Source organism: Paenibacillus sp. DMB20 (genome assembly GCF_000987955.1).
Taxonomy (GTDB): domain Bacteria; phylum Bacillota; class Bacilli; order Paenibacillales; family Paenibacillaceae; genus Paenibacillus_AQ.
Genome location: NZ_LAZU01000006.1, coordinates 1 through 25086, shown reverse-complemented (window position 1 = coordinate 25086; position 25086 = coordinate 1). Strand labels below are relative to the sequence as shown.

Genomic DNA, 25086 nt, shown 5'->3' with positions numbered 1-25086 from the left:
GTTTTACCCAATCGGCCGGAAAATAGACGGAATATGGAAATTTATACTTTTTTGCTTTGGAAAGCTTATTTTTCACGGCAATGGTTATGGAACAAGCTCGTTAAACCATACCAGTGTAAAAGGGCCTGGCACCCATTTTGATAGGCCGGAGGCCATTAAACCGGCGTTTGCCGTAAGGGAGGGGATTTATTCTTGATCGAATTCGTCGGCGTTCAAAAATACTTCGGCAAATTTCATGTCCTGAAAGACATTAACCTGACGATCCGTCAGGGCGAAGTCGTGGTCATCATCGGGCCGTCAGGCTCCGGAAAGAGCACCCTGCTGCGCTGCATTAACCGTCTGGAGCCCATTTCGGAAGGAAGCCTTATCGTTAACGGCGTCCCCGTGCACGACAAGAAGATCGACATCAACCGGTTCCGCCGGGAAATCGGCATGGTTTTCCAACACTTTAACCTCTACCCGCATAAAAAGGTCATCGATAACATCGTGCTGGCACCGATAAAAGTCCTCGGAATGACCAAAGAAAAAGCCGCGGAAACGGCCATGTCGTACTTGAAAAGGGTCGGCATCGCCGATAAAGCGGACAGCTATCCGGCACAGCTGTCGGGGGGCCAGCAGCAGCGGGTAGCCATTGCCCGGGGGCTTGCCATGAATCCCAAAATCATGCTGTTCGACGAACCGACCTCGGCTCTAGATCCCGAAATGATCGGCGAGGTGCTCGATGTGATGCGTTCGCTCGCCCATCAAGGGATGACCATGGTCATCGTTACCCATGAGATGGGCTTCGCCCGCGAAGTCGCCGACCGGGTCATTTTCATGGATGAGGGCAGGATCGTGGAGGACACGGCCTCCGACTCTTTCTTCGACAATCCCGGAGAGGAAAGAGTCAAAACATTTCTCAGCCGTCTGATTCATCACTAGACCATAACCGGAAAGGGGACATGTAACATGGGTTCACGCAAAAGGCACGCGCTTCGCTGGACGGCGGGCATTCTGTCGCTCCTGCTTATCGCACTGACTGCTGCGGGATGCGGCGAGTCTAAGCCCGATACGCTGGAGGCGATCAAGAAAAGGGGCAAATTGATTGCCGGCGTCAAATATGACACCAAGCTGTTCGGACTTCAAAACCCCGCCACAGGGGAAGTGGAAGGATTTGACATCGATATCGCCAAAGCGCTCGCCAAAAAGATACTCGGGGACGAAACGAAGGTGGAACTGAAGGAGGTAACGTCCAAAACCCGTATCCCTCTGCTTCAGAACGGAGACATCGACCTGATCATCGCCACCATGACAATCAATGAAGAGCGTAAAAAACAGGTGGATTTCAGCGATGTATATTTTAATGCGGGCCAATCGCTGCTCGTAAAGAAGGGGAGTCCGATTCAAGGCCTGGAAAGCTTGACGAAGGATTCCAAAGTATTGGCCGTGAAAGGCTCGACCTCAGCCAAAAATATCCGCGAAAAGGCGCCGGACGCCATCGTCCTGGAGTTTGAAAATTACCAGGACGCCTTTACCGCTTTGAAGGCCGGTCAAGGCGATGCGCTGACGACCGACAATGCCATTCTGCTCGGCATGCAGAAGCAGGACCCGAACTTTGTTCTGGTCGGCGGCAACTTTACCGATGAACCGTACGGCATGGCGATTCGAAAGGGTGACACGGAGTTCGCAAATACGGTGAACGAGCTGCTGAAGGAGCTGAAAGACAGCGGCGAATATGACAGGCTGTATGAGTTTTGGATGGGCGTGAAGCCGGAATAACCCTATTCTGCCGCAAAGTCTTTTCCGGGGCATCCGGGAGCAAAAATCCCGAAGGCTTGAAGCAAACCGTCCTTGACGGCTTCAAGCCTTCATAAGCATGGGACAATGCGGAAGGGAATCTTTGCCGACCGCCCCGCGTCGGATTTAGCGAAAGGAGGTTTTCGTCTTGAGCCGATATTGGGATTTCAGCATTTTGTTCAACCATTGGGACCGGTTCATCGAGGGTTTCGGCAATACGATATGGATCAGCATCATGTCGCTGGTCGGCAGCCTGGTGCTCGGTACGGTCATCGCCATCATGAGGATCGCGCCCGTTCGCCTGCTGAACGCCGCCGGAACCGCTTATGTGGAATTTATCCGAAACATTCCGCTTTTGGTGGTCGTCTTCTTTTTCTTTCTCGGCCTTCCCTCGCTCGGCGTTCCGATGGACGGGTTCACTTCCGGCACCCTGGGCCTCATCGTGTACACCTCGTCATTTATCGCCGAAGCCATACGGGCGGGCATTCAGGCGGTCCCATCCGGCCATTCCGAGGCAGCTCGCTCGTCGGGACTATCCTATCTTCAGACCATGCGCCACATCGTTCTGCCGCAGGCCGTTAAGATCGTGCTTCCCGCCATAGGCAATCAGCTGATAAACCTGATTAAGAATACTTCCATTTTGACGGTCGTGGCCGGCCTTGATTTAATGTATCATGCGGATTTGATCAGTGCGGATACGTTCCTGCCCTTTACGGTTTACACGATCGTTGCCCTGTTTTATCTCCTTCTCACCGTGCCGCTTAGTTTTGCCGTCCACTATATGGAGCGCCGTCTGGCAAAAAGCTCCTAGACTTTCAATGCCTAACGCCATATCCGGTCAAACGGTATTCTTACGGGCTGGGGATCCGGCTTACACTAATAAAGGAGGCGAAAGCGGATGGATTTTATCGGGGCTTATTCCTGGCCCAATGTTCGTTATCTTTTGGAAGGCTTTATGATCACGCTTCAGGTGGCCGGTTTATCCATATTTTTCAGCTTTATTTTGGGGTTGATATTGGGTACGCTTCGTTATACGCGGTTACCGTTTATCGGCAGGCTTACCGCCTTCGTCGTGGATACCGTCCGCAATCTCCCTCTGCTGTTCATCATCTTCTTTATCGGGATGGTTCTGCCGCAGACCGGTCTGAATATATCGGTTTTCTGGGCAGCTGTGTTCGGGCTCAGCCTGTTTGAAGGAACCATGATCGCCGAAATCGTCCGCAGCGGCCTCGTTTCGGTTGACAAAGGACAAATTGAAGCGGCCCGTTCGTCCGGACTCAGTTACGTTCAGACCCTTCGCCATGTCATTCTGCCTCTGGCGCTTAGACGCATGTCGCCGCCTATGGTCAGCCAGTTTATTTCTCTGCTGAAGGACACTTCCCTTGCGGTCAGCATTTCGCTGCCCGAGCTTATGCATCATGTCCAGATTTTGGGGGGCTCCCGTTTCGACTATGTGATCCCCGCTTTAATACTGGCGTCATTCCTTTATTTTACGGTCAATTATTCGCTCTCCATCGTAGCCAGAAGGCTGGAAGCCAGACAATTCTAAAGCCGCTGCCAAAAATATAGATTATTCTGATTCCCTATATTACAATGAAGATAACACAGTCATATATGTAAATTTTTTACAATCTATTTGAGTTTGGTATTCTTCCCGCAAAGGTGGTGAAATCGCAATGAACCGGATGCAAGGAACGAATGACTTTGACAACTCGTGGAACCGCTTAATCCTGAATTTCTATTGGATTATCGTTCTTGCCGTGCTCATTGCCGAGGTTGCCGCCTTGCTCATGACGAGCAGCTATCAGTTGTCCGACCTTCCCGGGGTCCTCGTTAATAAACTCGGACTCCCCTCCATCCTCCAATTGGCCATTATGGGAAGCTGCGAATTTATGATCCCACGGTTGAAAAGGGTCGGCGCATATCTCATCATTTTGGCCGGAACCGCCCTTTCAGCCGTTCTGATTGCCGCAGACCCGACGGTTGACGGGATCAAATACTCGCTCCTTCTTCCCATGATGATATCCCTGTTTTACGATCAACAGCGGAAATTGATTTTTGCGCTGTCTGCGAATATCGTTGCGCTGGCTGCCTTTTATGCGATCCATCCCAGGCCGCTTCAATTCGGCGCCGTCTACGATTTGGCTGCGTTCGCCGTCATCATGCTCGGAGCCTTTATCATTCTGTGCGGGCTTTTGAGACGGGGAAAAGAAGTTAGCCGGCATTTAAGCAAGGCTATTCAATCGGAACAGGATTTGCTGATTCGCACGGTTATTATGGACCGGCAGACGAAATTCGACGCCCTGACCGATCTGTACAACCACAAGACGTTTCACGAATATTTGGACAACCTGGTCGCCCAAAGCGATCAGCACGGCCTTCCGCTTCAGCTCGCCATCATCGACATCGATAATTTCAAAAAGGTGAACGATACGTTCGGACATGCCGTAGGGGATGTGATTCTCCAGCGCGTCGCCCAGATTATCAAGCAGTCGCTTTCGACCTCCGACGATATTGCCGCAAGGTACGGCGGCGAGGAGTTTGCCATCATTTTTACGGACAAGCTGCCGGAGCAGTCGCTCGGCAACATCGAAGTCATCCGGACCCAAATTGAAGCCCTGAGCCATCATGAAATGAACGGCAAATGCGTCACCGTCAGTGTCGGTCTCGCTTCCTACCGAAGCGGAGCCGGGCGGACGGCCCTTTTCTCCGAAGCCGACTCCATGCTATACGCCGCCAAGCGAGGCGGCAAGAACCGGACGGTTACGGAGCTTCAACCTTCAGCTGTATAAAAACGCAGGCCTAACCTCTTTTCAAGGATCGGGCCTGCGTTTTTTGGGATCAGCCCTCTTGCAACCTTGCAACCGGAAGGTTCGTCTGAAGGATAAAGAACGTACAAAGGGGTGATTTTCCATGAAAAAAGGGGTACGGTTTCTCGCTGCTCTTATGTTAACGGCCAGTATGCTGCTCCATCTTCATCTTCCCGAAGCTTCGGCGTTAAAATGCGCTCGTTCCACCCCTCCGGCAGAGGAGATGGCCTCCTCCGCCCTAACCTTCAAGGGAACGTTCATTTCGGAAAATTCCGAACAGCTGACCTTTCAAGTCTCCACTTGGTGGAAAGGAGAATCCGCGAAGACCATCGTCAAGCTTTACTCCAATATGTGGACGCATTTCGAGCCCGGCGTAGAATACATTGTTTTTGCAAGCAAACAAGACGGCAAGCTTAGCCCCCGTCTTTGCGGAAATACCGCTCCCTCTGCGAATTTCGATATGAACGCGCTCGGCCCCGGCATTCCTGCAGGCATGCCCGGGAAAGTACCGATGATTGAACGCTTGCCTTTCCCGTTGGACCATATCGTCGACACCGTAATCCGCGCGGCCGACCTTACCCGCACCTGCCTTTTCCGACGCCTCTCATCCTCATGATCCGTTATGTCATTTTCAACAAACCCGGCAATAGGGTAATAAAAACGGAACCCTGGGCAGGCCTATTTTCATAAACTCCAAGTGGCGCAAATCTGAGGAATACAGGAGGTAGACCATGAAACGAAAACTTTACCGGCTCGCTATGGCTTTTGTGCTATTGATTCTGTCCGGCTGCTCCCTTGTGGAGGACGTAAACCAGTCGCTCGATTATACCGACGAGGCAACCGCCTTTATTAACGAGACGGTAACGTTCGCCAACCGGATCCCCGAACTCGCTCAAGAGGCCGCGAATAACAGCGGCGCGAAGGAGAAGCTGACGGAGCATTTGGAAAATATGAAGCAGAGGATTTCGGAATTCAACCAGCTTGAGGCTCCAGCCTTTGCCCGGGATATACATGAAAAGCTCACGGGCTACACCGATACGCTGAGTCTTCAAATCAATGATTATCTGGCACAGATCAAAGAGGGCGTTACGGATTTTAAAAATACGGAGATATCCCAAACGCTTCAGCAGCTGCAAGATACGCTGGAACAGGTCCGCAATTTGCAGCCTTAACCTGATTCATGGTTAACCCGGTTAACCATCTCTCTTCTGCCCGCCGGGGGGCCAGGAAAAAGAAACAACCATGCCTCTTTCCGGTCCCCCGTCTTTCGTTCATGAAAACAGCATTTGTATATTCTTTACGCGCTCGGATAAGTTTTTTGAAGAAATTTCACGGATTGAATAATTAAAGCTTTCAGCGCATCCACTTGAATGTCCCCAAGTTTATTGATGTACACGCAAGCCTTCCCCGCCGAATGTTTGCCCAAGCTCTGAAGCAGCGCTTCGCGCTCGGGGTCCCCCGTTGCAAAATACAAACTGATTTTTGAACTTCGCGGCGAAAATCCGACCAGCGGAGCATCCCCTTCATGCCCCGATTCATATTTGTAATGATAGGATCCAAACCCGATGATGCTCGGTCCCCACATTTTTGCCGGAAACCCTGTCGCCTCCGTAAAAATATCCAGCAGCCGAAAGGCATCCTCCCGTTTTTTCGGATTTTCAACCTGCTCTATAAATTCTATTACGCTATTGTCGTTCTCTTTGGTCTTCAATTCGTACATGCTCGATAATCCCTCCTTGCCCGATGCCCGGGGCGCTAAAAAAGACCCACTCTTTGTTTTCAAAGTGTAACAAATGCCCCAGCAGAACACAAAGCGTAATGGTATATTCGATCTCGACTACGATATTACACGATCCAGCGTATCAAGGGGAGGACATAACCATATGGCGAGCAAAGAAAGCATTGCAGTAAAAAACATGCTGACCGCAGAGGGATTTAACGATAAATGGGAGGACGCCGAATCGATCCGGCGGTATATCGATTCCCTGCCTCCCTATCCTGCGCTTCCCGAGAAGCAGGAAGGGTTTGAGACCCGTTCTTTCGAAGACGGTTCCGGAGAACGCATGAATTATTATGTGAAGCAGGGGAAACGGGAAAAAGGCCTGGTCATTTATCTGCACGGAGGAGCCTTCATCGAAGAAATTCTCCCGCCCCACTTTGATTTTGTGAGACGATGGGGCGAGAACACGGGAATAACGGTCTTCATGCCCAATTACCCTACCGTGCCGGCCGTAGATGCCGAAAAGCTTACCGCGTTGATGCGGGATTTTTACGAATTTGCTGCATCTCAAGCGGCAGGCCCCGTATATCTGATGGGCGACTCGGCTGGCGGCGCGCTGGCGCTGAATATAGCGCAGGAATGCAAGAAGGCGGGACTGAAGCCGAAACGGCTGATTCTGCTCTCGCCATGGGTCGACGCCGCTACGGACAACCCGCAGATTGCCGAGCTCGGTATCGACCGGCGGGACGTATTTTTGCAGCCTGCGGGACTCGGGTCGGTAGGCAGAATGTATGCGGGAAAACGGCCAATGGACGATCCCGCCGTCAGTCCGCTGTTTGGGGAGATGAAAGACCTGCCGGATACGGTGATTCTCATCGGAACGGACGATTCCCTGCTGCCGGATGCCCGTCTGCTGCGCGACAAATTGCTCCAAGCGGGCGTTGAGACCGAATACTGGGAGTACGAGGACATGATGCATGTATGGCCTCTCTTCCCGATGCCCGAGGGCGAGGATGCCCTTCGCCGGCTGCAAGACTTGATGGAGCATGATTTGGATAAGGAATGATTCGGAGCATGCCCGCGAGATGGAAGTGCTTGCATTGATCAAGCCGTTTCGCGGGCATCCCGAAACGTCGCCTTAGCCGCAGTCATAGCCCGATTTTACGGGCGGCCATCCGAGCCATGGCATGCTTGTGGGGAACCCCGGACGAATTGCAGTCAAATACCACCTCAGAGCTCTCCTCGATGAACCAGTCATGATAGTGCGTAAGCAATTCGCCGGATATCCACCGGTACGCGTTCGGCTCCTTTTCGGGCGGCGGCGCGATAAAGGGCTTGTTTACAAATACATTGAACATATGAATGCCGTCCGGATTCGTAAATTGCTTGTAGTTCGCAAAGATTTCATCCCGGTATTCCGGTTTGATATAATGCAGCACTCCGCTTGAATAAAGGATATCAAAGCAGGAATCCAAGCGAAAATCCAGAATATCCGCCTTCACAACCTGAACATGAACCCCGATCCGGTCTGCAAGTCTTTGGGTCTTGTCCAGACCTGCGTCCGATACATCCATGGCGGTCACTTCATACCCGTTTCGGGCAAAAAATACAGCGTCCTTTCCCTCCCCGCACCCGATATCGAGCAGCTTCAGGGGACGGGTCGGCGGAAGAATCTCCAAAATACGCATACAGGCTGCGGCCGGTTCAATCCCCCAATAATAATCCGGCGCGCGGTATTCCTCCTCGTAAATCGTAATTTTCTTATCCCGGGAGGCGTAACCCAAAAGCTTATCGATACTGACATCGAGCGCTTGGGACAAAGCCGGCAGCATCGATATATCGGGCATGGTTTGGGCATTTTCCCATTTGGATACCGCCTGGTAGGTTACTCCGAGCAGTTGGGCCAACGACTCCTGGGTAAGCTTCTTTTCTTTCCGGTAAATGCTGATATTTCGGGACAGTTTATTTTTCATGCTCCACCAACTCCTTTGTGAATACCAGTGTATGTCCCCCACAAAGGATACACAATAACCCGTCAATTGATTTTAACCTCAAAATCAACTGACGGTTGAGTCACTGACGGCCTTGGATATCGGTTAGCCGAATATCAAGGCATCCAACGAATAGGCCCCTGCTCCGGTTAAAGCTACGGCCAGCGCAACAGCAATGATCAACAGGTTCAGTTCGTACCCGTTGGCCGTTGCCCAATAGCCGTTCTTGCCGTGGACCTTCGCAATCGCTCCGGCCATGGTCAGAATAATCAGGGCGGCGCCCAGAATCGTCAACAATCCTGAAGCTAACAGCAGCCCGCCCACAAACTCCATTAAACCTGCGGCAACCGCCATGACAACTCCCGGCTTCATGCCGATCGATTCCATCCAGCCTCCCGTTCCTTTAGGACCGTAGCCCCCAAACCATCCAAACAACTTCTGCGCACCATGGGCCATAAACGACAAACCGACAACCAAACGAAGAATCAGCAAACCCAAATCTATCAACATTGTTAAATTCCTCCATTATATTCATTTTGAATTTATTAAATATATCCTGCTCTCGACATTATCTTTCTTTTGCATATCTTGATATTAAGATATGACTTAAAAGAAAAACGTATATCGACGTACTTTCTTTCTCAGAAGACAGACCGCATTTAGCGGAAATTTTTCTTGCGAGATAAGGATGGCAAACCCCTGAAGTTTATACTTTCTTATCTCTTAAAAAAACCGAACGGCTATCGTTTATGCACTTTAAACTTACCCCTTTCAATTAACTAACTTTAATATAGTGATTTGTCTTGAATTTAAGATATATTATTGTGCCGTCTCTGTCAACAGGAATTATTTAATCTTTGCCTCTGTTCCCCCATGTCCTTGCTCCCGCTCCAAGAACCGGAGTGTCAACCGGGCGCGGGCGGCATAGCATGAATCTAAAGAGCCGCCTGAAGACTGAACAGGAGTGAAACCCAACCATGCTGGCCTTCATTCTTCCCCGAAATTCCCGTCTGGCCCTTATCCAGACCGTGCATTCCGTCTCTTCCTCCCTTCCCTGGGCCCAGCCGGTACCCTTGGAGGAGGGGAAAATCGGAAAAATAATGAACGATACGTTGGCCTCCAGCCCCCATCATCCCTTCTTTATGACCTTTTTTGCCGGCGAATCGGTAGCGGCGGACATTCATCGGCGGCTGCTATCCTGCCTTGACGATCTGCCGGATCATTCCGCCGGCGTCCGGATCGCTCACCCGAGTTCCGTCCACAGACCTTGCTCCCCTCCCCGCGGACCTGTTGTTTGGAGGACAGATCACGTGCTTTCCGGCCCGGACCCAGGATTTGCGGGGTGGGAGGACCTGCCGTTTGAACGATACCTTCTGCTCGAGAAACAGCATCGGTTATCAAACCAGGGCTTAACCTGGAGTACCCTGACTTCTGCCGCTTTCATGGGTACCGAGGCCGTTTCTCACGGCTTTATCAAGGAGGCCGAAGAGTGGAACGCGATCCGGCCCATCCTGCAAGCAAGCCCGGCACAAAATGCCGGCATGCTTCCGGAAGGGGCAACCCCCCTGATCACCGTTCTGTTATGCACATATAACGACAGTATGTATTTGCCTTGGGCGATCCGCTCCGTATTATCCCAAACTTTTACGAACTGGGAGCTGATCATTGTGGATGACGGATCCACCGACTCTACGGGAGAGGTTCTGCGGCGGATTCTGAAGAAACACCCCGATTCCAGAATCCGTACGGTCCGGCATGACCGTAATCTCGGAAAGTCCCATGCCTTAAACCGGGGGCTGGCCTTGGCGAAGGGGACATGGATACTGGAGCTTGATTCCGATGACTGGCTCGCCCCCCGCTGTCTGCAAACCCTTGCCGAAGAAGCCAAGAATCGGAGTCGGGCTAACCTTATCTATGGAGACCGCATCGAATGGGCGGAACGATTCCACAAACAGCTTGCATACCAAGGCATCAAGCGTTCGCTTCATCCGATCACCGCCCAGACGATCCTAGCGAACGCCAGTCCGATCGCCCCCAGAATGTACAGGGCGTCCTTGATCAGAAGCCTTTCCGGCTGGAACATATCCGCCCCTTGGAAGGGCAGGCTCTATGAAGATCTGGAATTGCTTATACGCGTAATAGAACACAGCGGGATCCGATATATCAGTGAGCCGCTGTATCATCGGAGAATCAGGCGGGAAAGCGTTACTCACCTCCACCATGAAAGCTACTCCTACTGGAGAAGGTGGAGGGAAAGCCAGGTCCGTGATTCGCATCCCGGGGCCGAAAACCCTACGGCAGAACGCGAACAAGAGTAACGCTGTCAATAAAGACCGATACCTGTTGGGCAGACGGGATATAATTCGAGCTTTCCAGCTGAATCGTAAATACGCCTTCCGAGACGCCTATTATATTACCCAGAAGGAATTGATTGGGCTGAACGATTTCAACGCTTCTGCCCAAGAATGAAGCCAAAGCATCCGAAAAATTCATTCTTATGATTCCTCCTTGTCATTTCTACGAAACGGTTAGAATGTTCCGAATCGGCAAAAGAACAATCGCTCCGGTCGGCTCCAGTATTTGTACATGGTCTGCGCCAACGGTGATCAGTGTGCCAAAAACCGTCCCTCCCGGCGTTTCAATGGTTAATGTCGTGTTCAGGCGGCCGTTCAAGAGACCGATGATTGCCCGGCGCCCGCCTGCTAAGGTATCCACCTGCTGTTGTACGGCGTTCACCCTACCAGTCAGGGTCTCAAGGGCATTTCCAAGCCGTCTCACCTGCAGCTTGAGCAGCGCTATGCTCCGGCTGAACCGGCGGTACAGCGAACCCCATTTTTTGGATATAACTCCCGCTTTTTTACGTTTCCGGCGGACCGGGGTTTTCCTTGGCATTTCATCATTGTCACAATGAGTTTTCTTTTTTCTGTGCCAAATGACCGTCATTAGTCTGCCTCCTCTTTTTTTCTTAGATACCATATGTATTAGCGGACATGGTTGTAACTTTCGGAGGCAAAGATAAGCAAATACCCATAAGCGATCTGCCGCTTTAAACCGCCTGAAACTGGTGTTTCACCCATGCGCGGATGTTCGCTCAGAAACATACGTTGTATAGACAAATGGTTAGGGAGGAGAAAAAAGTTGAAAAAGCACAAAAGAAGCGCGCGGAAAGCCGCAAACAAACCTGCAGCCTCCGGTCCGCGTAAAGGGAGGCACGGATCCCCGACTTCTTACCGGAAGCTTCCCCGACCTGTATTGAATGCTCCGACAGCAGGTTGCAGTACCCCTTCTGCGGCTCCGGCTGACCCCGTTCCGGAACTCCATGGGTTCCCGCTTCCCGTCGATCGCCCGCTGTCTGCCGAAGGGACTCAGGCGGATTGGAAAAAAGCCTCGGATGAGCTGGCGCGGTACGATATTTTCCGGTTCCCGGTTATCGATTGGGATTTCAGATGGCAGCGTCCGCAGCAGATGTCCCGGCAGTTCGCCCTGCATCATCATCGAGTATTTTACATGCATCCCCAATTGACAGGCATCCGGAAAGAAGAGGCCACGTTTGAAGAAGTGACTCGCCATGTAAAATTCAAGAATATTGCCCCCAATATATGGATCGTGAGCCTGTGCTCTTACCAGGATCTGAACATATACAAGGACGCGATGAGCCCGCTGGACATTCAATACATGAAATGGTCTCTGGATTACGCAAAATCCAGATTCCAGGTCAACCATGCGGTATCGATCGTCGACCTTCCTTTCTGGACCCCGCTCGTCAAAGCCATGGACCGCCATCCGGTGATCTATGATTGCATGGATGATCATTCGGGCTTTTCCACGAACGCATCCGTCGTTCTGGATCAGGAAGGCGGATTAATCCGCCGTTCGGACATGATTCTTACCTCATCCCGGCTGCTTCATAGCAGATTGCGGAATCGTCATCCGTTAACTTATTTGCTGCGTAATGCCGCGGACGTGAATTTCTTCAACGGTTCTTCCGGAAGTTCTTCCCCGCCGCCTGAGCTGCAGGAAGTTCAGGGGCCGATCCTCGGCTACTACGGTGCCATATCGGATTGGTTCGACATCGGACTCATTGAATATTTGGCCGGTAAACACCCGGATTGGACATTTGTCCTGATCGGTCATACCTTCGGATGCGATATCTCTCGGGCCGAAAAGCTCGGGAACGTCATGTTTCTCGGCGAAAAACCGTATACCGAGCTTCCATCGTATCTGAAGCGGTTTGATGTAGCGTTGATTCCGTTCTTAAACAATGCTCTAACCCAAGCCACCAACCCCGTCAAGCTGTACGAATATCTCGCGGCGGGAAAACCGGTGGTGTCGACCCGCTTGCCTGAGCTTGAAGCGATCGCTTCGGATTTGGCCGCGATCTGTCCTACTTATGAGGCGTTTGAGAAGGCGGTGGAAAAAGCCCTGACCGCAGCGGATACCCGGGCTTTGACTTCAGGGCTGGCGTTCGCTTCCCGAAATACATGGAAGCAGAGATATGAGGAGTTGAACGGCTGGATCCTAAAAGATCTGTTTCCGAGCGTAAGCATTATCATCGTGACCCATAATAACTGGTCCTACACCGAGCAATGTCTGAAAAGACTGTTGGGGAAAGACCGCTATCCGAACATGGAGATCGTCATTGTGGATAATGGATCGACGGATCAGACCCCCATGCAGTTGAAAACCGTAGAGAGTCGAAGCGTCAAGGTGATTTACTCCTCCGAAAATCTGGGATTTGCCTCAGGCAACTCTCTAGGCTGCCGGGAAGCCTCGGGACAATACTTGATTTTGCTGAATAACGATACCATTGTTCCGGACGGAAGCTGGGTCAGCAGGCTCCTGCGGCCGATGCTTCAGCATCCGGAGATCGGCATGACCGGACCGATGTCCAACCATGTCGGCAATGATCAAGCCGTCGACCATTTTGCGGGAAATCCGGTCCATGGAGCGGATCCGAACTGGCTGAAAGACTTTTATTCGTTCTACAAGGGGAGCATCCGCGATACCGAGCTTCTCGGATTCTTCTGCGTGGCCATGAGACGCGAAATTTTTGATCACATCGGTCCCCTGGACCCTGCCTACGGCATTGGCATGTTTGAAGACGATGATTACTGCGAACAGGTAAAGCAGCTCGGTTACCGTCTGGTTGTCGTTGAGGACGCTTTTGTCTATCATCATGGCAGCGCCACAATCAAAAAGCTGGCGCCGGCGGTGTATGAATCGTTGTGGGAAAAGAACAAGACCTATTATGAGCAGAAATGGAATAAGGAATGGCAATGGCCCAAACGTCCGGATTCCATCTTCGATCTGGCGGAAACTGCGGATGAGGTCTCCAAGCGGATTCCCTCGGGCCGCAAATGCGTGCTCATCCTGGGAAATGCAGCGTGGACGGTTCAATCCCAACGATGGCAGCAGATGGTCCGGGCCCTCGCCGATCAAGAAGACTGCCTTGTTATAGCTCATGTACAAACCTATTACCAGTATCCGCTTATCGGAATCCGCAAGATCGGTAAGCATCTCTATTTCACCAATCGGCTGGATCTTTTCGAAGAGACAACATTTGATGCCGTCATTTATTGCGGTGAACCCCACCCTCTCCCTAACCTGAAGGCCTGGTACCGGATTGCCGATTCCTTGTGCTACTCTCGCGATCAGCTTGAGGTCCTCCGCTCGGAATTCCCGGGCATCGCCACTCTTCAGGAGCCGCTCGCCGATCCATTGATTCAGCAGATTCTTCGCCCGCTTGCACGAATCTGATCCCGGACTTGCGTTAAGGCCAGCCACGTCCTAAAAGCCCTCACCCCTGTCAGTTATTGGCTGACACCGGATGAGCTTTTAGGATGGCGTTACGGATGAGGGTTCAATCGTTCAAGATACTTCCGTATCACATAAGGATGCTCCCCTTCAAATGGAATCGTCCGTATGCTGTAATCATTGTGGGTATGGCTCCAGTCCGGCTCCCCTTGGTTGGACAGCAGATTGACATCCCCGCGGCGGTTGTCGTTATACTTGATTCTTTTTCCCAAAGCGTAATGATAATGGTATATGCCCACATCAACCCGGCCTCTCGGCAGGCTCCAGATGCTTTTTCCTTCTCCCGCCTCCAAAGTGCAGTGATGCTTCTCGTCCTTATACCGGATACCCGTTCCCGAACGCCACATGCGGATAATATCGTTGGACCACCGTTCATCTCCGGGACTATTGATCCGAAGCGTCCAGGGGTCTCTCCAAAAATTGAAAAAGGGAAACTGGAATACGTCAAACTCGGATTGGTTCATCAGTTCCGGAAGCTTTTCCTTGAAGCTGTCACCCGGCACCTCATCGATGTCCAAATTCATAATCCAATCTCCGCAGGCTTGATCGATTAGAAAATTGCGTACCTTCGATTCGTTCCAATCGTCGGAATAGGGCAGTCCGGTCTGCGGCATCGTAATCAAACGGACCGGATAGCTTTTTTCAAGCCGAGCCGCAATCTCCAGGCTGCCGTCCGTGCTTCCTCCGTCCACCATAATAATTTCATCGGCAAAGGCGGATACGCTTTCCACGTAAAGCGGAATAAACGTCTCCTCGTTGAGTACCGGAACAATGACCGATAATTTCATGGGCGGGTTTCTCCTTTGCGTTCATCTTTCTCCGCTCTTTCCCCGATGAGTCGCCCCATCTCTTCCATCTTTCCTTTCGCTGCCTTGTATCTGTCGTATAACTTATAATTGGAGGCATAATGAGGGTTTCCTTCGGGTCCCACAAAAGGATGCCAGAAGTGGATGATTTCCCCTTCAAGCCGGACATGCTCCCCGGCGAGCGTATCGAGGGAATGGGCAAAGGCATCGTCCTCTCCCCCCCATCCGATAAACCGTTCGTCATAGCCGCCCACCTTTTCAAAAAAGTCCCGGGTCAGCACGTTTAATCCGCCGACAAAATATGCGGCATGGCTGGGAAGGGTATCGACCTCCATTTGGATCGGCCATTCCGCCGGCCGCTCGAGCAGGCGCTTGGAATAGGTTTCCGAGAGGCGGTTCATATAGCTGAAAGGGATCACCCACCGGCCGTTGGCGAGCCACTCCATCGATTTCATGATTAGGCCAGGGTCGTAAATAATATCGGCATCCGCGATGACGTAGACGCTTCGTTCGGCCTGGGCTGCCGCAAGGTTGATGGAGCGGGACCTGCTGAACGTTTCGCCTTCCAATTCGCCGACACACAGCTGCGCTTCCGGCATCATCATGCCGTAAAAGTCCCGTATCCACCGGAAAGCTTCGTCTCTCGGACCGCCATCCGGCTGATAAGGAATCAGAACGGACACTTCCTTAAACATCGTAAAGCCTCCCAGACATTTGTCTTCTCTTACTCAAATGCGGAACAGAACGGAAAGCCAGCTTTTCACCGCATGATCGACGGTCCAAAATGCCTCTATGTTCGACCTGCACTTCCTTCCGATTTCCGTCAGCATTTCTCTCTGCGTAGAAATTTCGTCTATCATTCGGATAAACCGTGCCGGATCATCGCTGTCGAGAATGAGATGGTGGGCTTCCGGCGGCGCCGCTTCCTTGACATATCCGACATTTGTCGACAGAACGGGTATGCCGCAGGCGTATGCTTCAAGCGCGGTGGCTCCCCCTCCTTCATTGGCCGAGGTTATAAACAGCAAGTCTATGTTGTGATAAAACCCGGGCATGGTTTCATGGGAGCGTTCCCCGCAGGTTTCCACAAACCGGATTCGGGGATGGTTTTCATAATGTCTTTTTACGGGAAGATAGAGCCTGTCGTAATTTTTCGACGCTTTCCCCTTGTCGCCGGCCCATCCGATGACAAATTCATCTTGTCGTCCCGATCGATTCGAGTGGTTCGGTTTAAAGAGACCGTCATCCACGAATTGCCTGATATATTGGACGGGAACGGCGGGAACGAGCTCCTGGATCGTTTCCGCCAGCTTGCGGTTAATTGCCCCGATGGTGCCGATCCGGGACAGCACAAGCTGCAGAAAAGAGATATCCGGTTCGATGCGATCCTCCCATTCGCGAAACGCATGGTAATCTTTGGAGAAATAATAATAGGAAACCGCAGCCGAGGAATCCACCCGCACATGCTTGAATATGGCGTAGGCAGCCAATCCCAGGCACATGGACGATATCACTTCATACGTATCGTTCAGCTCTCCGCTTCCGTGGGCCCCGATATACCGGTCCAGTTGTTCGGCGGACATGATATCGAGACAGGGATGATAGCGTTGAAGGATTTTGGCGTTCTTTCCGAGGATCCACCAATCGACATCGTAGATTAATAAATGCCTCCGCATGCGGCCGCCCTCCTTTTTCTCTTCTAGAGGTAGTTCAAATACGCTTATAACGATCATATTCGAGCCAAGGCCGACAAGTTACGGACATGGCAAAAATGATGAATTGGTCCAAATGCAAAGGAAGGACTAGGGCTGACGAAAGAGCGATTCAGCTAAAGATGCATGCCTTCGAGTCTGCGCGAGTCTCTCCCGGCATCTTTCGATTATCCCTAATCCCAGAAAAACAGCCTACCGTAATGAATGCGGTAGGCTGTTTTGTTTTCTATTTTAGAGAAATGAAAATGGCGGACGCCTACAAATAAGGAACGGTTTGTTTACTCTAAACCGTACTGCCTCATTTTGTAGTAGAGCGCGCCGCGCGAGATGCCCAGCATGCGTGCGGCCTTGGCCTTGTTCCCGCCCGCGCGCTCGAGCATCTCCGCGATGCGTGCGCGCTCCCATTCCCCCGAATGGACACTGAGCGGAAGATCCGGGTCGGTGAGTTCATTCAAGGTCGTCAAGCGGGCATACTCCGGCAGTTGAGCTGACGTCACGGCTCCGGTCCCGGCTGCGGCCGCGGCGGCTACGGCGTATTCCATCGCATTCCTCAGCTGCGTCAGGTTTCCCGGCCAATCGCAGGCGGATACCGCCGCCATCGCGTCCGGCATAAGCTCCGGCCCGGTCAAACCGGCTTGGGAGGCCGCCCGGTGCAGGAAGAGCCGGCATAACTCCGGCAGATCCTGCTTCCGGTCGCGCAGCGGCGGTACCTCATAAAGCTGAAAGGCATACCGCAAGGAAGGCAGCAAGCGTTCCTTCAGGTCGGCTGCAGGCCCGACGGAGCCGCAGACTCTGCACTGCAGCGGAACGGATGCCGTGCCTCCCAGCCGCTCGTAACGCGATACCCGCAGCATGCCTGCAAGCCTCTCCTGCATCGACGGGGCCAGCGCGTCGATATCTTTCAGGTACAGCGTCCCTTCCGCCGCCAAATCCAGCTTACCGGCCCGCTCCTCTACTCCCTGGTAGCCGAACAGCTCCGCCTCCAGCATGCCTTCGGGCACCGTGCTGCAGCTGACCATCACGAACCGTCCGGTCCGGCCGGAGCTCCGGTGCAGCCATTCGGCGATCGACGTCCGTCCGACTCCCGCTTCACCTGCGAGCAGCAGCGGCTGCCCCAGAGAGAATACCGTCCGCAGCGGCTCCCGCAGCGCGGACGGGAAAACGGCGGGCAGCAGCGGCTGTCCCTCCGGATGATGATACATTTCAGCGCTTAATCTCACATAGGACGATATGTCCCGTTCGATGGACAAAGCGCCTATCGGCTTCCCGGAAGCATCCGTGACCGGGGCCGCGTTGATCATGACGTGCACGCCCGGACGCGGCTCATGATAAACCTGATGCACTGCACGGCCGCTTTCCATGACCTGAAAGAGCATAATCGATTCCCTCTGAAAAAAATCCCCTATTTTACGCCCGATAATATCGTCGCCGGTAATCCCGTACGTCTCTTCCGCGACCCGGTTCCAATACATTACCGCCCCCTCGCTGTCAATCACGGTGACGGCATCGTTCATCGCACCGAGCAAACCGCCCAGCACGGCTTCCATTATCTCAGACTTACCCATGGTTCATCTCCATGCACAATTTATTAGGTAATAGGTTATTGCGTGTAGTCAATTAGTCAAATTCTATATCTACAAATTATGGCAAAGCCCTTAACGGTTTGCAATAGTTGTTGCCAATCGGACGGGGTCCTTTACGTTTTGCAATTTTCTGCACCAACCGGGCATGATACCGCTTCCTTCACATGACGCCGGTGTATCTCTTGGCGTAAGGCTACGGACATATAGTCCGTTAGAAAAATAAAACGAACGTTTGGCGAATGCTAACGGACATATGATTCGTTACACGCTTAAAACCTGCTGAATCATACTCGCCAACCGACTCTGACGGACTCTATGTCCGTTAAAGTTTTAAAAAATGCTGTAAACGTCTTTAACGGACTGTATGTCCGTTAGAAAGGAGAAGTCCTGCTGTTCCCTTACCTCTCCCTTCCAAAATTCCATTTACTACAAAAGAATGTGTTTACATTTCCAGTACTTTATGATTATATTTAATCATAAACATAATATATGTCCATTTTTTGAACACTTTTATGAAAGTGAAAGGAAGAAGCGCGGATGGAAAGCTTATTGAGAAATGGTCTGTTGTTTTTGTCCAAAAACCGTGCGGCCAACCGTGCGGCCAAGAAGTACGGCTTGCGCTTCGGTGCCCGCCGTTTCGTCGCCGGCGAACAAATTGCGGATGCCGTGTCGGCGGTCCGTCAGCTTAATGAAGACGGCATTGTAGCGACTCTGGATCATTTGGGGGAATTCATTCTTACGGAGGATGAGGCGCTGGAATCAACCCGGTTCTGCATCCGCACGCTGAAGGAGATCGAGAAGAGCGGCGTACGTTCGAATCTCTCGCTGAAGATGACCCAGCTCGGACTGGATCTGTCCCGCGAGCTGTGCATGCGCAACATGCGGGGCATCCTGGACACCGCCGCCGCTTGCGGCAATTTCGTTCGCATCGACATGGAGGATTATGCGCACAACGAAGCTTCCATCGATATTTTCTGCGAGTTGCGCGAGGAATACGGCGACACCGTCGGCCTGGTCATTCAGGCTTACCTGTACAAGAGCGCCGACGATATCGACAAGCTGCACCGGTTCCGGCCGAACCTGCGCCTCGTGAAGGGCGCCTACAAGGAATCGCCCGACGTCGCCTATCCGAACAAGGAAGACGTAGACCGCAATTTCATCCGCATCATCGAACAGCACCTCAAAAACGGCGACTACGCAGCCATAGCCACTCATGACGACAATATCATCCGGCATGTCAAGCAATTCGTGAACGAACACAACATCCCTCGCAGCCAGTTCGAATTTCAGATGCTCTACGGCATTCGCACCCAGGCTCAGCGCGAGCTGGCCAATGAAGGATATACGATGCGGATTTACGTTCCGTTCGGCAATGACTGGTACGGCTATTTCATGCGCCGTCTGGCGGAACGGCCTGCGAACGTAGGTTTTGTGCTGAAATCTCTATTCAAGTCGTAACTGTGATTTCTTGTCATATCTATATCATGGGAGGCGTTATTATGACGATGGTGGAATACCGCAATGAACCGTTTACCGATTTTAAGCAGGAGGTTAACCGTCAGGCCATGCAGGATGCATTAGAGCATGTCCGTGCCCAATTAGGCCGTGCTTACCCGCTCCGCATCGACGGTCAGGAGATCATGACCGACAGACGTTCCGCTTCCATCAATCCCGGACAATTGAAACAAATCGTCGGCTATGTCTCGCAGGCGGATGCCGATTTGGCACGCCAAGCGATTGAAGCTGCGGATGCCGCCTTCCAGGATTGGCAGCATGTCGCCCCGGATGTCAGAGCGGGCTACCTGTTCAAGGCCGCTGCCCTCATTCGCCGGCGCAAGTTCGAATTTTCCGCCTGGCTCGTGTACGAAGTCGGCAAGAACTGGGGCGAGGCGGACGCCGATGTCGCCGAAGCGATCGACTTCCTTGAGTTCTACGGCCGGGAGATGCTTCGCCTCGCCGAGCCGCAGCCGCTGACTCCGACCCCCGGCGAGGAAAACCGTCTGACGTACATTCCGCTCGGCGTCGGCGTCGTCATTTCGCCATGGAACTTCCCGTTTGCCATTATGGCCGGCATGACCTGCGCCGCCATCGTTGCCGGAAACACGGTCGTACTCAAGCCGGCTTCAACGGCACCGGTGATCGCCGCACGGTTCGCCGAGCTGATGGAAGAGGCCGGACTTCCGCCGGGGGTGCTGAATTTCGTTCCCGGTTCAGGCGGAGAGATCGGCGATCTGCTCGTGGATCATCCGCGTACCCGCTTCGTTTCCTTCACCGGCTCCCGTGATGTCGGACTGCGGATCAACGAACGGATAGCCCGCCCCGCGCAAGGGCAACTCTGGATCAAACGTCTCATCGCCGAGATGGGCGGCAAAGACGGCATCGTCGTGGACAGCAGCGCCGATTCCGCCGAAGCGGCAGAAGCGATCGTCGCATCCGCCTTCGGCTTCCAGGGGCAAAAATGCTCCGCCGGCTCCCGTGCCATCATTCATCGGGACAAATATGACGAGGTGCTCGAACTTATTATTGAGAAAACAAAACAGCTTACCATCGGTTTGCCGGAAGAAAACTACCCGATCGGGCCGGTTATCGATGAGAGTGCCTACAATAAAATTAAAGAATATATGGAGATTGGAGCAGCGGAAGGACGCTTGGTCGCCGGAGGCGATATTGCGGAAGGCGACGGCTTTTATTTGCAGCCGACCGTATTCGCGGATGTCGCGCCGGAGGCCCGCATCATGCACGAGGAAATATTCGGGCCGGTGCTTGCCGTCTGCAAGGCCGGTGATTTCAAACAGGCGATCGATATATTCAACAATACCGAATATGGGTTGACCGGATCGGTATTCAGCCGCAACCGAGAGCATCTGGAATATGCGCGCCGCCATATGCACTGCGGCAATCTGTACTTCAACCGCAAATGCACCGGCGCCCTCGTCGGCGTGCATCCGTTCGGCGGATTCAACATGTCGGGCACCGATTCCAAGGCGGGAGGGCGCGATTATTTGTTGTTGTTCACCCAAGCGAAGTTGGTATCGGAGAAATGGTAACTTTGGAAAGAGAGTCCCCCTCCGAAAATAATCGGCAGCAAGAACGCTAGGTGAATCGCTGCAATCTCCGAACAAAATGCGAGCAATAACGATCTCGGCAATGACTTGAGCAAGATACAAGGGATGGCTGATATCTGCACCCACTGAGCTAAATATAAGTGACGACGGATCGCTAAAGCTCCTGGCTCCATAAAACGATAAGACTGGATCGAGGTTAGTCTACATCCAACCTTGGTCCAGTCTTCTTATTTCATCTCAGCATCCTGAAAAGGACTTTCGCCTAAGGGTTGCAAATATTAAGCTAATCCATGGCTTCTCAGGCGGGAACCGAGGACTGTGCATCAGACTGGCCGCCGCCCATGCCATTCCCCAAAAAAACCTCCGGCTCCGGTTTTAATTCCCCTCTTCCACTCTAACCGGTTCACCGACGGTCACGGGTTCAATGACATCGAACAAAAACGAAGTTTCGTTCAAATATGCTCTTATGTAGGCTTGGGCAAACGGTTGTTCATGCAGTAGCCCGGATGTTTCCCTTGGATCAGGGGCATGGTGGCAGTAATTCTCGATCATGAACATCACGAAAAAACATTCCAGATCCCGTACATACCCGCTTTCGAGCCCTCTTACACTCTCATACCCCTGAATAAACTTTCGGCGAAGCTTCGGATGAAGCTCGAGCATCGCTCCTGCCATATCGTACAGAAAATAGCCGTATCCGCATCTTCCGAAGTCAATCGGAAAAGGTCGGTCATGTTTAAACACGATGTTGCCGGAATGCAAATCTGCGTGAATGAGTCCGTAATGATGAAGGTTTGGCTCCATCATGGAAATCTCCGACAGAACCTTTCCGGCCGCAGCCTGGTATAACCCCCATCCCTCACTCGATAGAAAACAGGCATAATACTGCTCCAATTTCGCCATGTCGTCTCTAAAACTGTCTTCCCCCCATACAGGTCGTACAAATTCAGAGGACGGGACGAAATCCGCCGCGGCATCATGAAGCCTCCCCATCAATAGGCCCATTTGGTAAGCCTGGCTGTCCGTTATTCTGCCGCTAGCATGCTCCCCATCGACCCAACGCATCATCGTGACATAAGGGCGCCGGTACCCTGCTTCGGTTTCAACCTCCAATACATGGGAACCTTGACGGCTCTTCACCCCAGCAGGCACGGTCAGATTCACCAACTCCTCCAACGACTGAAGAAACTCAAGCTCCGAGCGGATTTCCTCCATGCTCATTCGATCGGAATGAATCCGCAAAAGGAAGGCCTCCCCTGAATTCGTTTCGATTTTATACGTAATCGTGTCCGATAGCCCAACAAATTTAATCCTTTCCCATGCCAAATCATACTGTCGAAGTGCCGTCAGCGCGATATGCCTTGCCCGGTCCAGCAATTCTCTTCGATGATCATCCGTGTCCTTTTGAAAAAATGGCTTCATATCTTCTCCTCCAACAAGGTGTTAATCTGCATTCATTATGAGGCACAGGCGATCTGTCGGTATATGCAGCAAACGATTTAAACCGTATTTTGCACACGGGCATTTCGCAATAACGGCAGAAGGGCACGCCAGATTTCATCCGACGTGCCTTGGTAAGTTATTTTTTTGAATACACGATTTTTTTAATGCTGTCAAAGGAAAGAAAGAACTGGTCCGATAGCTGCTCCATCGTTACGCCATCGGAAAACCGCTGGCGGATTTCCTCATTCCTGCGCTTCAAAACCATCCGGCTCCCCGAGTTTTCGCCCCACTTTTTAAACGATCCTTCCGGTTTGGGGACATATACTATGCCGCCACGTATATATTCCTGAATTTCCTTCAGTAATTCCGGCGGAAAAATATTCTCTGCATTGATATATTTCATACGGGCTCTGCTCCTTAAAAAATAGTTGATATTTTAAGGTTGCAAAGTCTGCACGATATTACAGAATCATCAGCTAGATATAGCGGTTATGATTTCATTCGGCTCCATGCAAGCAACCGCTTGCCTTATCGTGCAAACCTGCATAGAGCGAATCTTAAACCTTCCCATATCCGCGAGCCTCCTTTTATGCATCTTTTCTCAAGTATATAATACGGACGGACAAGTCCATGCTGCAAGGACCCAGACGGCAAAAAAGCCGCTTCAGGGCCGAGTCCGTCAGCGGCTTGAATCCAAGGCTTAATAAGTCCACCAGTTGCCTGACATGACAATCATGGAGAACAGCTTGATGCTTTCTTCAAAATAACCTTCCGCCGAGGCGTTCGCCGTATAATTCCAGACGGAGTTCAGCCAACTCTGGTTAGACGATGACGTCATCGCGCTGACGCCGAACGGGGCGTAAAAAGCTCCGCTGTTATAAGAGACGAGCGGCGATCCGTTCAAATTGTATCCCGCACGAACATTGGCAGGGTTGCTGTTCGTGGCGCTTTTGATGAAGCTGTTCATCTTGTTCAGCTGGTTTATCGCGCGGTTATCCCCGGTTATCAGATAATCGGTGGTGATCCGCCATGGAGTACGGGAGGAATTGTAAAAATACTTCCCGTCATGTTCGGATTCCAGAAACTCCGGTTCGGCCGGTTGATAATTGCTGCCGGACTTTTCCAAAAAGTCGGGGAGCAGCCCGGTATTGGGGCTGTAGCTGCCGTGAACCGAGTTGATGATCGCGTAGGTCTTGTCGATGACCTGCGTCCATCTCGCGTCCCCCGTCGCTTTCTGGAACGCCTTCATATGGTTCATCATAAAGTCGGACGGCCGCGTCGCCTTATCGAAGGATCCGCTGGTCGCCCAATCGCCGAGACGGAGCGTCCATTCCGATGAGTTCACGTCGTGGCTCATGATCGCATTGATGATGTTTTTGGCCGCCTCCAGGTAATTGACAGAGCCGCTGCTGCCCCACTGGCGTTCCGCCAGAAGCAGGGCATACGCGATATCCATATCGCCGTCCGTCGCCGAATTGGTTCCGCCGATGTTCTCGAAACTGCTGTTTTGCTTCCATGCCATTAGGTATGGATTGTTATTGCTGGGGTGTTCCTTATAATATCGGTACAGTCCGTCAAAATATGTCTGCGCATTGCTGTCGTAACCGGCCATAAGCACCGTGAACAACATGCCGTAGCCATGCGCTTCGGAAACGGTCTCTCCCTTCGAGTTATACTTCACATAATATTTTCCCGTTCCGGCCGGCTTTAAAAAGGATGCTTTCCAGCTGTTCCATTTCGTTCGGACCGCGTCGTCCATCGTGCTCTGGGATACGTTGTTCGGTTTGATTGAACCGCTGGTGTAGGTCGTATGCTGCGGAAAAGGCTTATTAGCCGCAAATGACATCCCCGCGGGGAGCATTAAAGCAACCGTGCAAACCAATAGAAGGGTTTTACGAAAGATAGAACCTCCGCGTTTACTCATCAACGATACACTCCTTTAAAGTTGATAGTTGATCGACCTTCTTGCTTTAAACCGGCGCAGCCTGTACGATTTTCGGCATCACCTCCTCTAAGGGAAAGCGTGTAACCTGACAGCGTTCTTTTTCGTGATTTCATGGAAGAAAAGCGTAAACGAGTGGAAACTTCGGATGGAAATAAGAGGTCGAAAGGATGAATGGATCGGTAGATTGGTAGATTGGTAGATTGAAACGCATTGAAAATTCCAAAAATATGAATTGTTTCTTTCATTATATTAGAAATGTATTTTATTGTAAATGATAGGAGTCTCGCTTTCTTTCTTGTATAAATAAGAAAAAACGTCTATCGACGTACTTTCTCAGAAGACAGACCGCATTTAGCGGAAGTTTTTTCTTGCGAGATCAGGATGGCAATCCTCTTTTGTTTATACTTTCTTATCTCTTAAG

24 protein-coding genes are annotated in these 25086 nt (G+C 51.9%); 12 read left to right on the top strand and 12 right to left on the bottom strand.

Translation table 11 applies throughout. The annotated features are described in order from the left end of the window. Window positions 1-192: 192 nt before the first annotated feature. The 7 genes from XI25_RS02165 (at window position 193) to XI25_RS02135 (ending at window position 5758) form a co-directional block, all read left to right on the top strand. A complete protein-coding gene (locus XI25_RS02165; RefSeq protein WP_046677161.1) occupies window positions 193-921 on the top strand; it encodes an amino acid ABC transporter ATP-binding protein in 729 nt (242 codons plus the stop codon). 27 nt (window positions 922-948) lie between these two features. After that, window positions 949-1758, top strand: a complete 810-nt coding sequence (locus tag XI25_RS02160) for an ABC transporter substrate-binding protein (RefSeq protein ID WP_046677160.1) — start codon at window positions 949-951, stop codon at window positions 1756-1758. 166 nt (window positions 1759-1924) lie between these two features. Further along, window positions 1925-2587, top strand: a complete 663-nt coding sequence (locus XI25_RS02155) for an amino acid ABC transporter permease (RefSeq protein WP_046677159.1) — start codon at window positions 1925-1927, stop codon at window positions 2585-2587. An 87-nt stretch (window positions 2588-2674) separates the two neighbouring features. After that, the gene (locus XI25_RS02150; RefSeq protein WP_046677158.1) at window positions 2675-3325 is read left to right on the top strand and encodes an amino acid ABC transporter permease; all 651 of its coding nucleotides are present in this window, start codon (window positions 2675-2677) and stop codon (window positions 3323-3325) included. Between the two features lie 127 nt (window positions 3326-3452). Further along, the gene (locus tag XI25_RS02145; protein ID WP_046677157.1) at window positions 3453-4568 is read left to right on the top strand and encodes a GGDEF domain-containing protein; all 1116 of its coding nucleotides are present in this window, start codon (window positions 3453-3455) and stop codon (window positions 4566-4568) included. Window positions 4569-4689: 121 nt separating this feature from the next. Further along, the gene (locus XI25_RS02140) at window positions 4690-5202 is read left to right on the top strand and encodes a hypothetical protein (RefSeq protein WP_052759420.1); all 513 of its coding nucleotides are present in this window, start codon (window positions 4690-4692) and stop codon (window positions 5200-5202) included. 115 nt (window positions 5203-5317) lie between these two features. Beyond that, on the top strand, window positions 5318-5758 hold the full coding sequence (locus tag XI25_RS02135; RefSeq protein WP_046677156.1) for a DUF6376 family protein: 441 nt from the start codon (window positions 5318-5320) through the stop codon (window positions 5756-5758). A gap of 125 nt (window positions 5759-5883) precedes the next feature. Here the strand turns inward: XI25_RS02135 and XI25_RS02130 are convergent, their stop codons facing one another. Continuing rightward, window positions 5884-6306, bottom strand: a complete 423-nt coding sequence (locus XI25_RS02130) for a DUF1801 domain-containing protein (RefSeq protein WP_046677155.1) — start codon at window positions 6304-6306, stop codon at window positions 5884-5886. A 163-nt stretch (window positions 6307-6469) separates the two neighbouring features. Here XI25_RS02130 and XI25_RS02125 point away from each other — a divergent pair, with 163 nt between their 5' ends. After that, complete coding sequence (locus XI25_RS02125) at window positions 6470-7372, top strand: alpha/beta hydrolase fold domain-containing protein (RefSeq protein WP_046677154.1); 903 nt, start codon at window positions 6470-6472, stop codon at window positions 7370-7372. Between the two features lie 82 nt (window positions 7373-7454). On the opposite strand, the gene XI25_RS02120 is transcribed toward XI25_RS02125, so the two are convergent. Both XI25_RS02120 and XI25_RS02115 read right to left on the bottom strand, forming a co-directional pair. Next, window positions 7455-8279, bottom strand: coding sequence for a helix-turn-helix domain-containing protein (locus XI25_RS02120; RefSeq protein ID WP_046677153.1), 825 nt, complete (start codon window positions 8277-8279; stop codon window positions 7455-7457). A 123-nt stretch (window positions 8280-8402) separates the two neighbouring features. Beyond that, complete coding sequence (locus XI25_RS02115; RefSeq protein WP_046677152.1) at window positions 8403-8807, bottom strand: DoxX family protein; 405 nt, start codon at window positions 8805-8807, stop codon at window positions 8403-8405. Window positions 8808-9274: 467 nt separating this feature from the next. Here XI25_RS02115 and XI25_RS02110 point away from each other — a divergent pair, with 467 nt between their 5' ends. Continuing rightward, entirely contained in the window at window positions 9275-10615 is a 1341-nt protein-coding gene (locus XI25_RS02110) for a glycosyltransferase family 2 protein (protein WP_052759419.1), read from the top strand. Here the strand turns inward: XI25_RS02110 and XI25_RS02105 are convergent. Together XI25_RS02105 and XI25_RS02100 are read right to left on the bottom strand one after the other, a co-directional pair. Beyond that, window positions 10590-10790 carry a hypothetical protein gene (locus XI25_RS02105; protein WP_046677151.1) on the bottom strand — a complete coding sequence of 67 codons (201 nt, stop codon included), beginning with the start codon at window positions 10788-10790 and terminating at the stop codon, window positions 10590-10592. The genes XI25_RS02110 and XI25_RS02105 overlap by 26 nt on opposite strands. A 24-nt stretch (window positions 10791-10814) precedes the next feature. After that, on the bottom strand, window positions 10815-11240 hold the full coding sequence (locus XI25_RS02100) for a DUF2642 domain-containing protein (RefSeq protein ID WP_052759418.1): 426 nt from the start codon (window positions 11238-11240) through the stop codon (window positions 10815-10817). 195 nt (window positions 11241-11435) lie between these two features. On the opposite strand from XI25_RS02100, the gene XI25_RS02095 reads away from it, so the two are divergent. Beyond that, window positions 11436-14054, top strand: a complete 2619-nt coding sequence (locus tag XI25_RS02095) for a glycosyltransferase (RefSeq protein WP_052759417.1) — start codon at window positions 11436-11438, stop codon at window positions 14052-14054. Window positions 14055-14143: 89 nt separating this feature from the next. Here the strand turns inward: XI25_RS02095 and XI25_RS02090 are convergent, their stop codons facing one another. From XI25_RS02090 to XI25_RS02070, 4 genes are all read right to left on the bottom strand, one after another. Further along, window positions 14144-14899 carry a glycosyltransferase gene (locus XI25_RS02090; protein ID WP_046677150.1) on the bottom strand — a complete coding sequence of 252 codons (756 nt, stop codon included), beginning with the start codon at window positions 14897-14899 and terminating at the stop codon, window positions 14144-14146. Continuing rightward, a complete protein-coding gene (locus XI25_RS02085) occupies window positions 14896-15612 on the bottom strand; it encodes a glycosyltransferase family 2 protein (RefSeq protein ID WP_046677149.1) in 717 nt (238 codons plus the stop codon). The genes XI25_RS02090 and XI25_RS02085 overlap by 4 nt, the downstream gene beginning before the upstream one ends. 33 nt (window positions 15613-15645) lie before the next feature. Beyond that, window positions 15646-16593: a glycosyltransferase family 4 protein gene (locus tag XI25_RS02080; RefSeq protein WP_046677148.1), complete on the bottom strand. Its 948-nt coding sequence runs from the start codon at window positions 16591-16593 to the stop codon at window positions 15646-15648. Between the two features lie 314 nt (window positions 16594-16907). After that, on the bottom strand, window positions 16908-18194 hold the full coding sequence (locus XI25_RS02070; RefSeq protein WP_046677146.1) for a sigma-54-dependent Fis family transcriptional regulator: 1287 nt from the start codon (window positions 18192-18194) through the stop codon (window positions 16908-16910). Window positions 18195-18749: 555 nt separating this feature from the next. Between XI25_RS02070 and XI25_RS02065 the strand changes: the two genes are divergently transcribed. Together XI25_RS02065 and pruA are read left to right on the top strand one after the other, a co-directional pair. Then, entirely contained in the window at window positions 18750-19670 is a 921-nt protein-coding gene (locus XI25_RS02065; RefSeq protein ID WP_046677145.1) for a proline dehydrogenase family protein, read from the top strand. A 41-nt stretch (window positions 19671-19711) separates the two neighbouring features. Further along, a complete protein-coding gene (gene pruA, locus XI25_RS02060; protein WP_046677144.1) occupies window positions 19712-21259 on the top strand; it encodes an L-glutamate gamma-semialdehyde dehydrogenase in 1548 nt (515 codons plus the stop codon). Between the two features lie 393 nt (window positions 21260-21652). Here the strand turns inward: pruA and XI25_RS02055 are convergent, their stop codons facing one another. The 3 genes from XI25_RS02055 to XI25_RS02045 form a co-directional block, all read right to left on the bottom strand. Then, window positions 21653-22699 (bottom strand): phosphotransferase enzyme family protein, encoded by a 1047-nt coding sequence (locus XI25_RS02055; protein WP_046677143.1) that lies wholly within the window; start codon window positions 22697-22699, stop codon window positions 21653-21655. A gap of 157 nt (window positions 22700-22856) precedes the next feature. Continuing rightward, window positions 22857-23123 carry a CD3324 family protein gene (locus XI25_RS02050; RefSeq protein ID WP_046677142.1) on the bottom strand — a complete coding sequence of 89 codons (267 nt, stop codon included), beginning with the start codon at window positions 23121-23123 and terminating at the stop codon, window positions 22857-22859. A 297-nt stretch (window positions 23124-23420) separates the two neighbouring features. Further along, complete coding sequence (locus XI25_RS02045; RefSeq protein WP_046677141.1) at window positions 23421-24644, bottom strand: glycosyl hydrolase family 8; 1224 nt, start codon at window positions 24642-24644, stop codon at window positions 23421-23423. Window positions 24645-25086 lie beyond the last annotated feature (442 nt).

What these genes read in the sequence shown, in the direction of transcription:
- XI25_RS02140 (WP_052759420.1), top strand. Translation starts at nt 4,690, where the DNA reads ATGAAAAAAGGGGTACGGTTTCTCGCTGCTCTTATGTTAACGGCCAGT.
- XI25_RS02145 (WP_046677157.1), top strand. Translation starts at nt 3,453, where the DNA reads ATGAACCGGATGCAAGGAACGAATGACTTTGACAACTCGTGGAACCGC.
- XI25_RS02120 (WP_046677153.1), bottom strand. Translation starts at nt 8,279, where the DNA reads ATGAAAAATAAACTGTCCCGAAATATCAGCATTTACCGGAAAGAAAAG.
- XI25_RS02135 (WP_046677156.1), top strand. Translation starts at nt 5,318, where the DNA reads ATGAAACGAAAACTTTACCGGCTCGCTATGGCTTTTGTGCTATTGATT.
- XI25_RS02090 (WP_046677150.1), bottom strand. Translation starts at nt 14,899, where the DNA reads ATGAAATTATCGGTCATTGTTCCGGTACTCAACGAGGAGACGTTTATT.
- XI25_RS02050 (WP_046677142.1), bottom strand. Translation starts at nt 23,123, where the DNA reads ATGAAATATATCAATGCAGAGAATATTTTTCCGCCGGAATTACTGAAG.
- XI25_RS02105 (WP_046677151.1), bottom strand. Translation starts at nt 10,790, where the DNA reads ATGAATTTTTCGGATGCTTTGGCTTCATTCTTGGGCAGAAGCGTTGAA.
- XI25_RS02080 (WP_046677148.1), bottom strand. Translation starts at nt 16,593, where the DNA reads ATGCGGAGGCATTTATTAATCTACGATGTCGATTGGTGGATCCTCGGA.
- XI25_RS02150 (WP_046677158.1), top strand. Translation starts at nt 2,675, where the DNA reads ATGGATTTTATCGGGGCTTATTCCTGGCCCAATGTTCGTTATCTTTTG.
- pruA (WP_046677144.1), top strand. Translation starts at nt 19,712, where the DNA reads ATGACGATGGTGGAATACCGCAATGAACCGTTTACCGATTTTAAGCAG.
- XI25_RS02110 (WP_052759419.1), top strand. Translation starts at nt 9,275, where the DNA reads ATGCTGGCCTTCATTCTTCCCCGAAATTCCCGTCTGGCCCTTATCCAG.
- XI25_RS02070 (WP_046677146.1), bottom strand. Translation starts at nt 18,194, where the DNA reads ATGGGTAAGTCTGAGATAATGGAAGCCGTGCTGGGCGGTTTGCTCGGT.
- XI25_RS02085 (WP_046677149.1), bottom strand. Translation starts at nt 15,612, where the DNA reads ATGTTTAAGGAAGTGTCCGTTCTGATTCCTTATCAGCCGGATGGCGGT.
- XI25_RS02125 (WP_046677154.1), top strand. Translation starts at nt 6,470, where the DNA reads ATGGCGAGCAAAGAAAGCATTGCAGTAAAAAACATGCTGACCGCAGAG.
- XI25_RS02160 (WP_046677160.1), top strand. Translation starts at nt 949, where the DNA reads ATGGGTTCACGCAAAAGGCACGCGCTTCGCTGGACGGCGGGCATTCTG.
- XI25_RS02065 (WP_046677145.1), top strand. Translation starts at nt 18,750, where the DNA reads ATGGAAAGCTTATTGAGAAATGGTCTGTTGTTTTTGTCCAAAAACCGT.
- XI25_RS02115 (WP_046677152.1), bottom strand. Translation starts at nt 8,807, where the DNA reads ATGTTGATAGATTTGGGTTTGCTGATTCTTCGTTTGGTTGTCGGTTTG.
- XI25_RS02130 (WP_046677155.1), bottom strand. Translation starts at nt 6,306, where the DNA reads ATGTACGAATTGAAGACCAAAGAGAACGACAATAGCGTAATAGAATTT.
- XI25_RS02055 (WP_046677143.1), bottom strand. Translation starts at nt 22,699, where the DNA reads ATGAAGCCATTTTTTCAAAAGGACACGGATGATCATCGAAGAGAATTG.
- XI25_RS02045 (WP_046677141.1), bottom strand. Translation starts at nt 24,644, where the DNA reads ATGAGTAAACGCGGAGGTTCTATCTTTCGTAAAACCCTTCTATTGGTT.
- XI25_RS02100 (WP_052759418.1), bottom strand. Translation starts at nt 11,240, where the DNA reads ATGACGGTCATTTGGCACAGAAAAAAGAAAACTCATTGTGACAATGAT.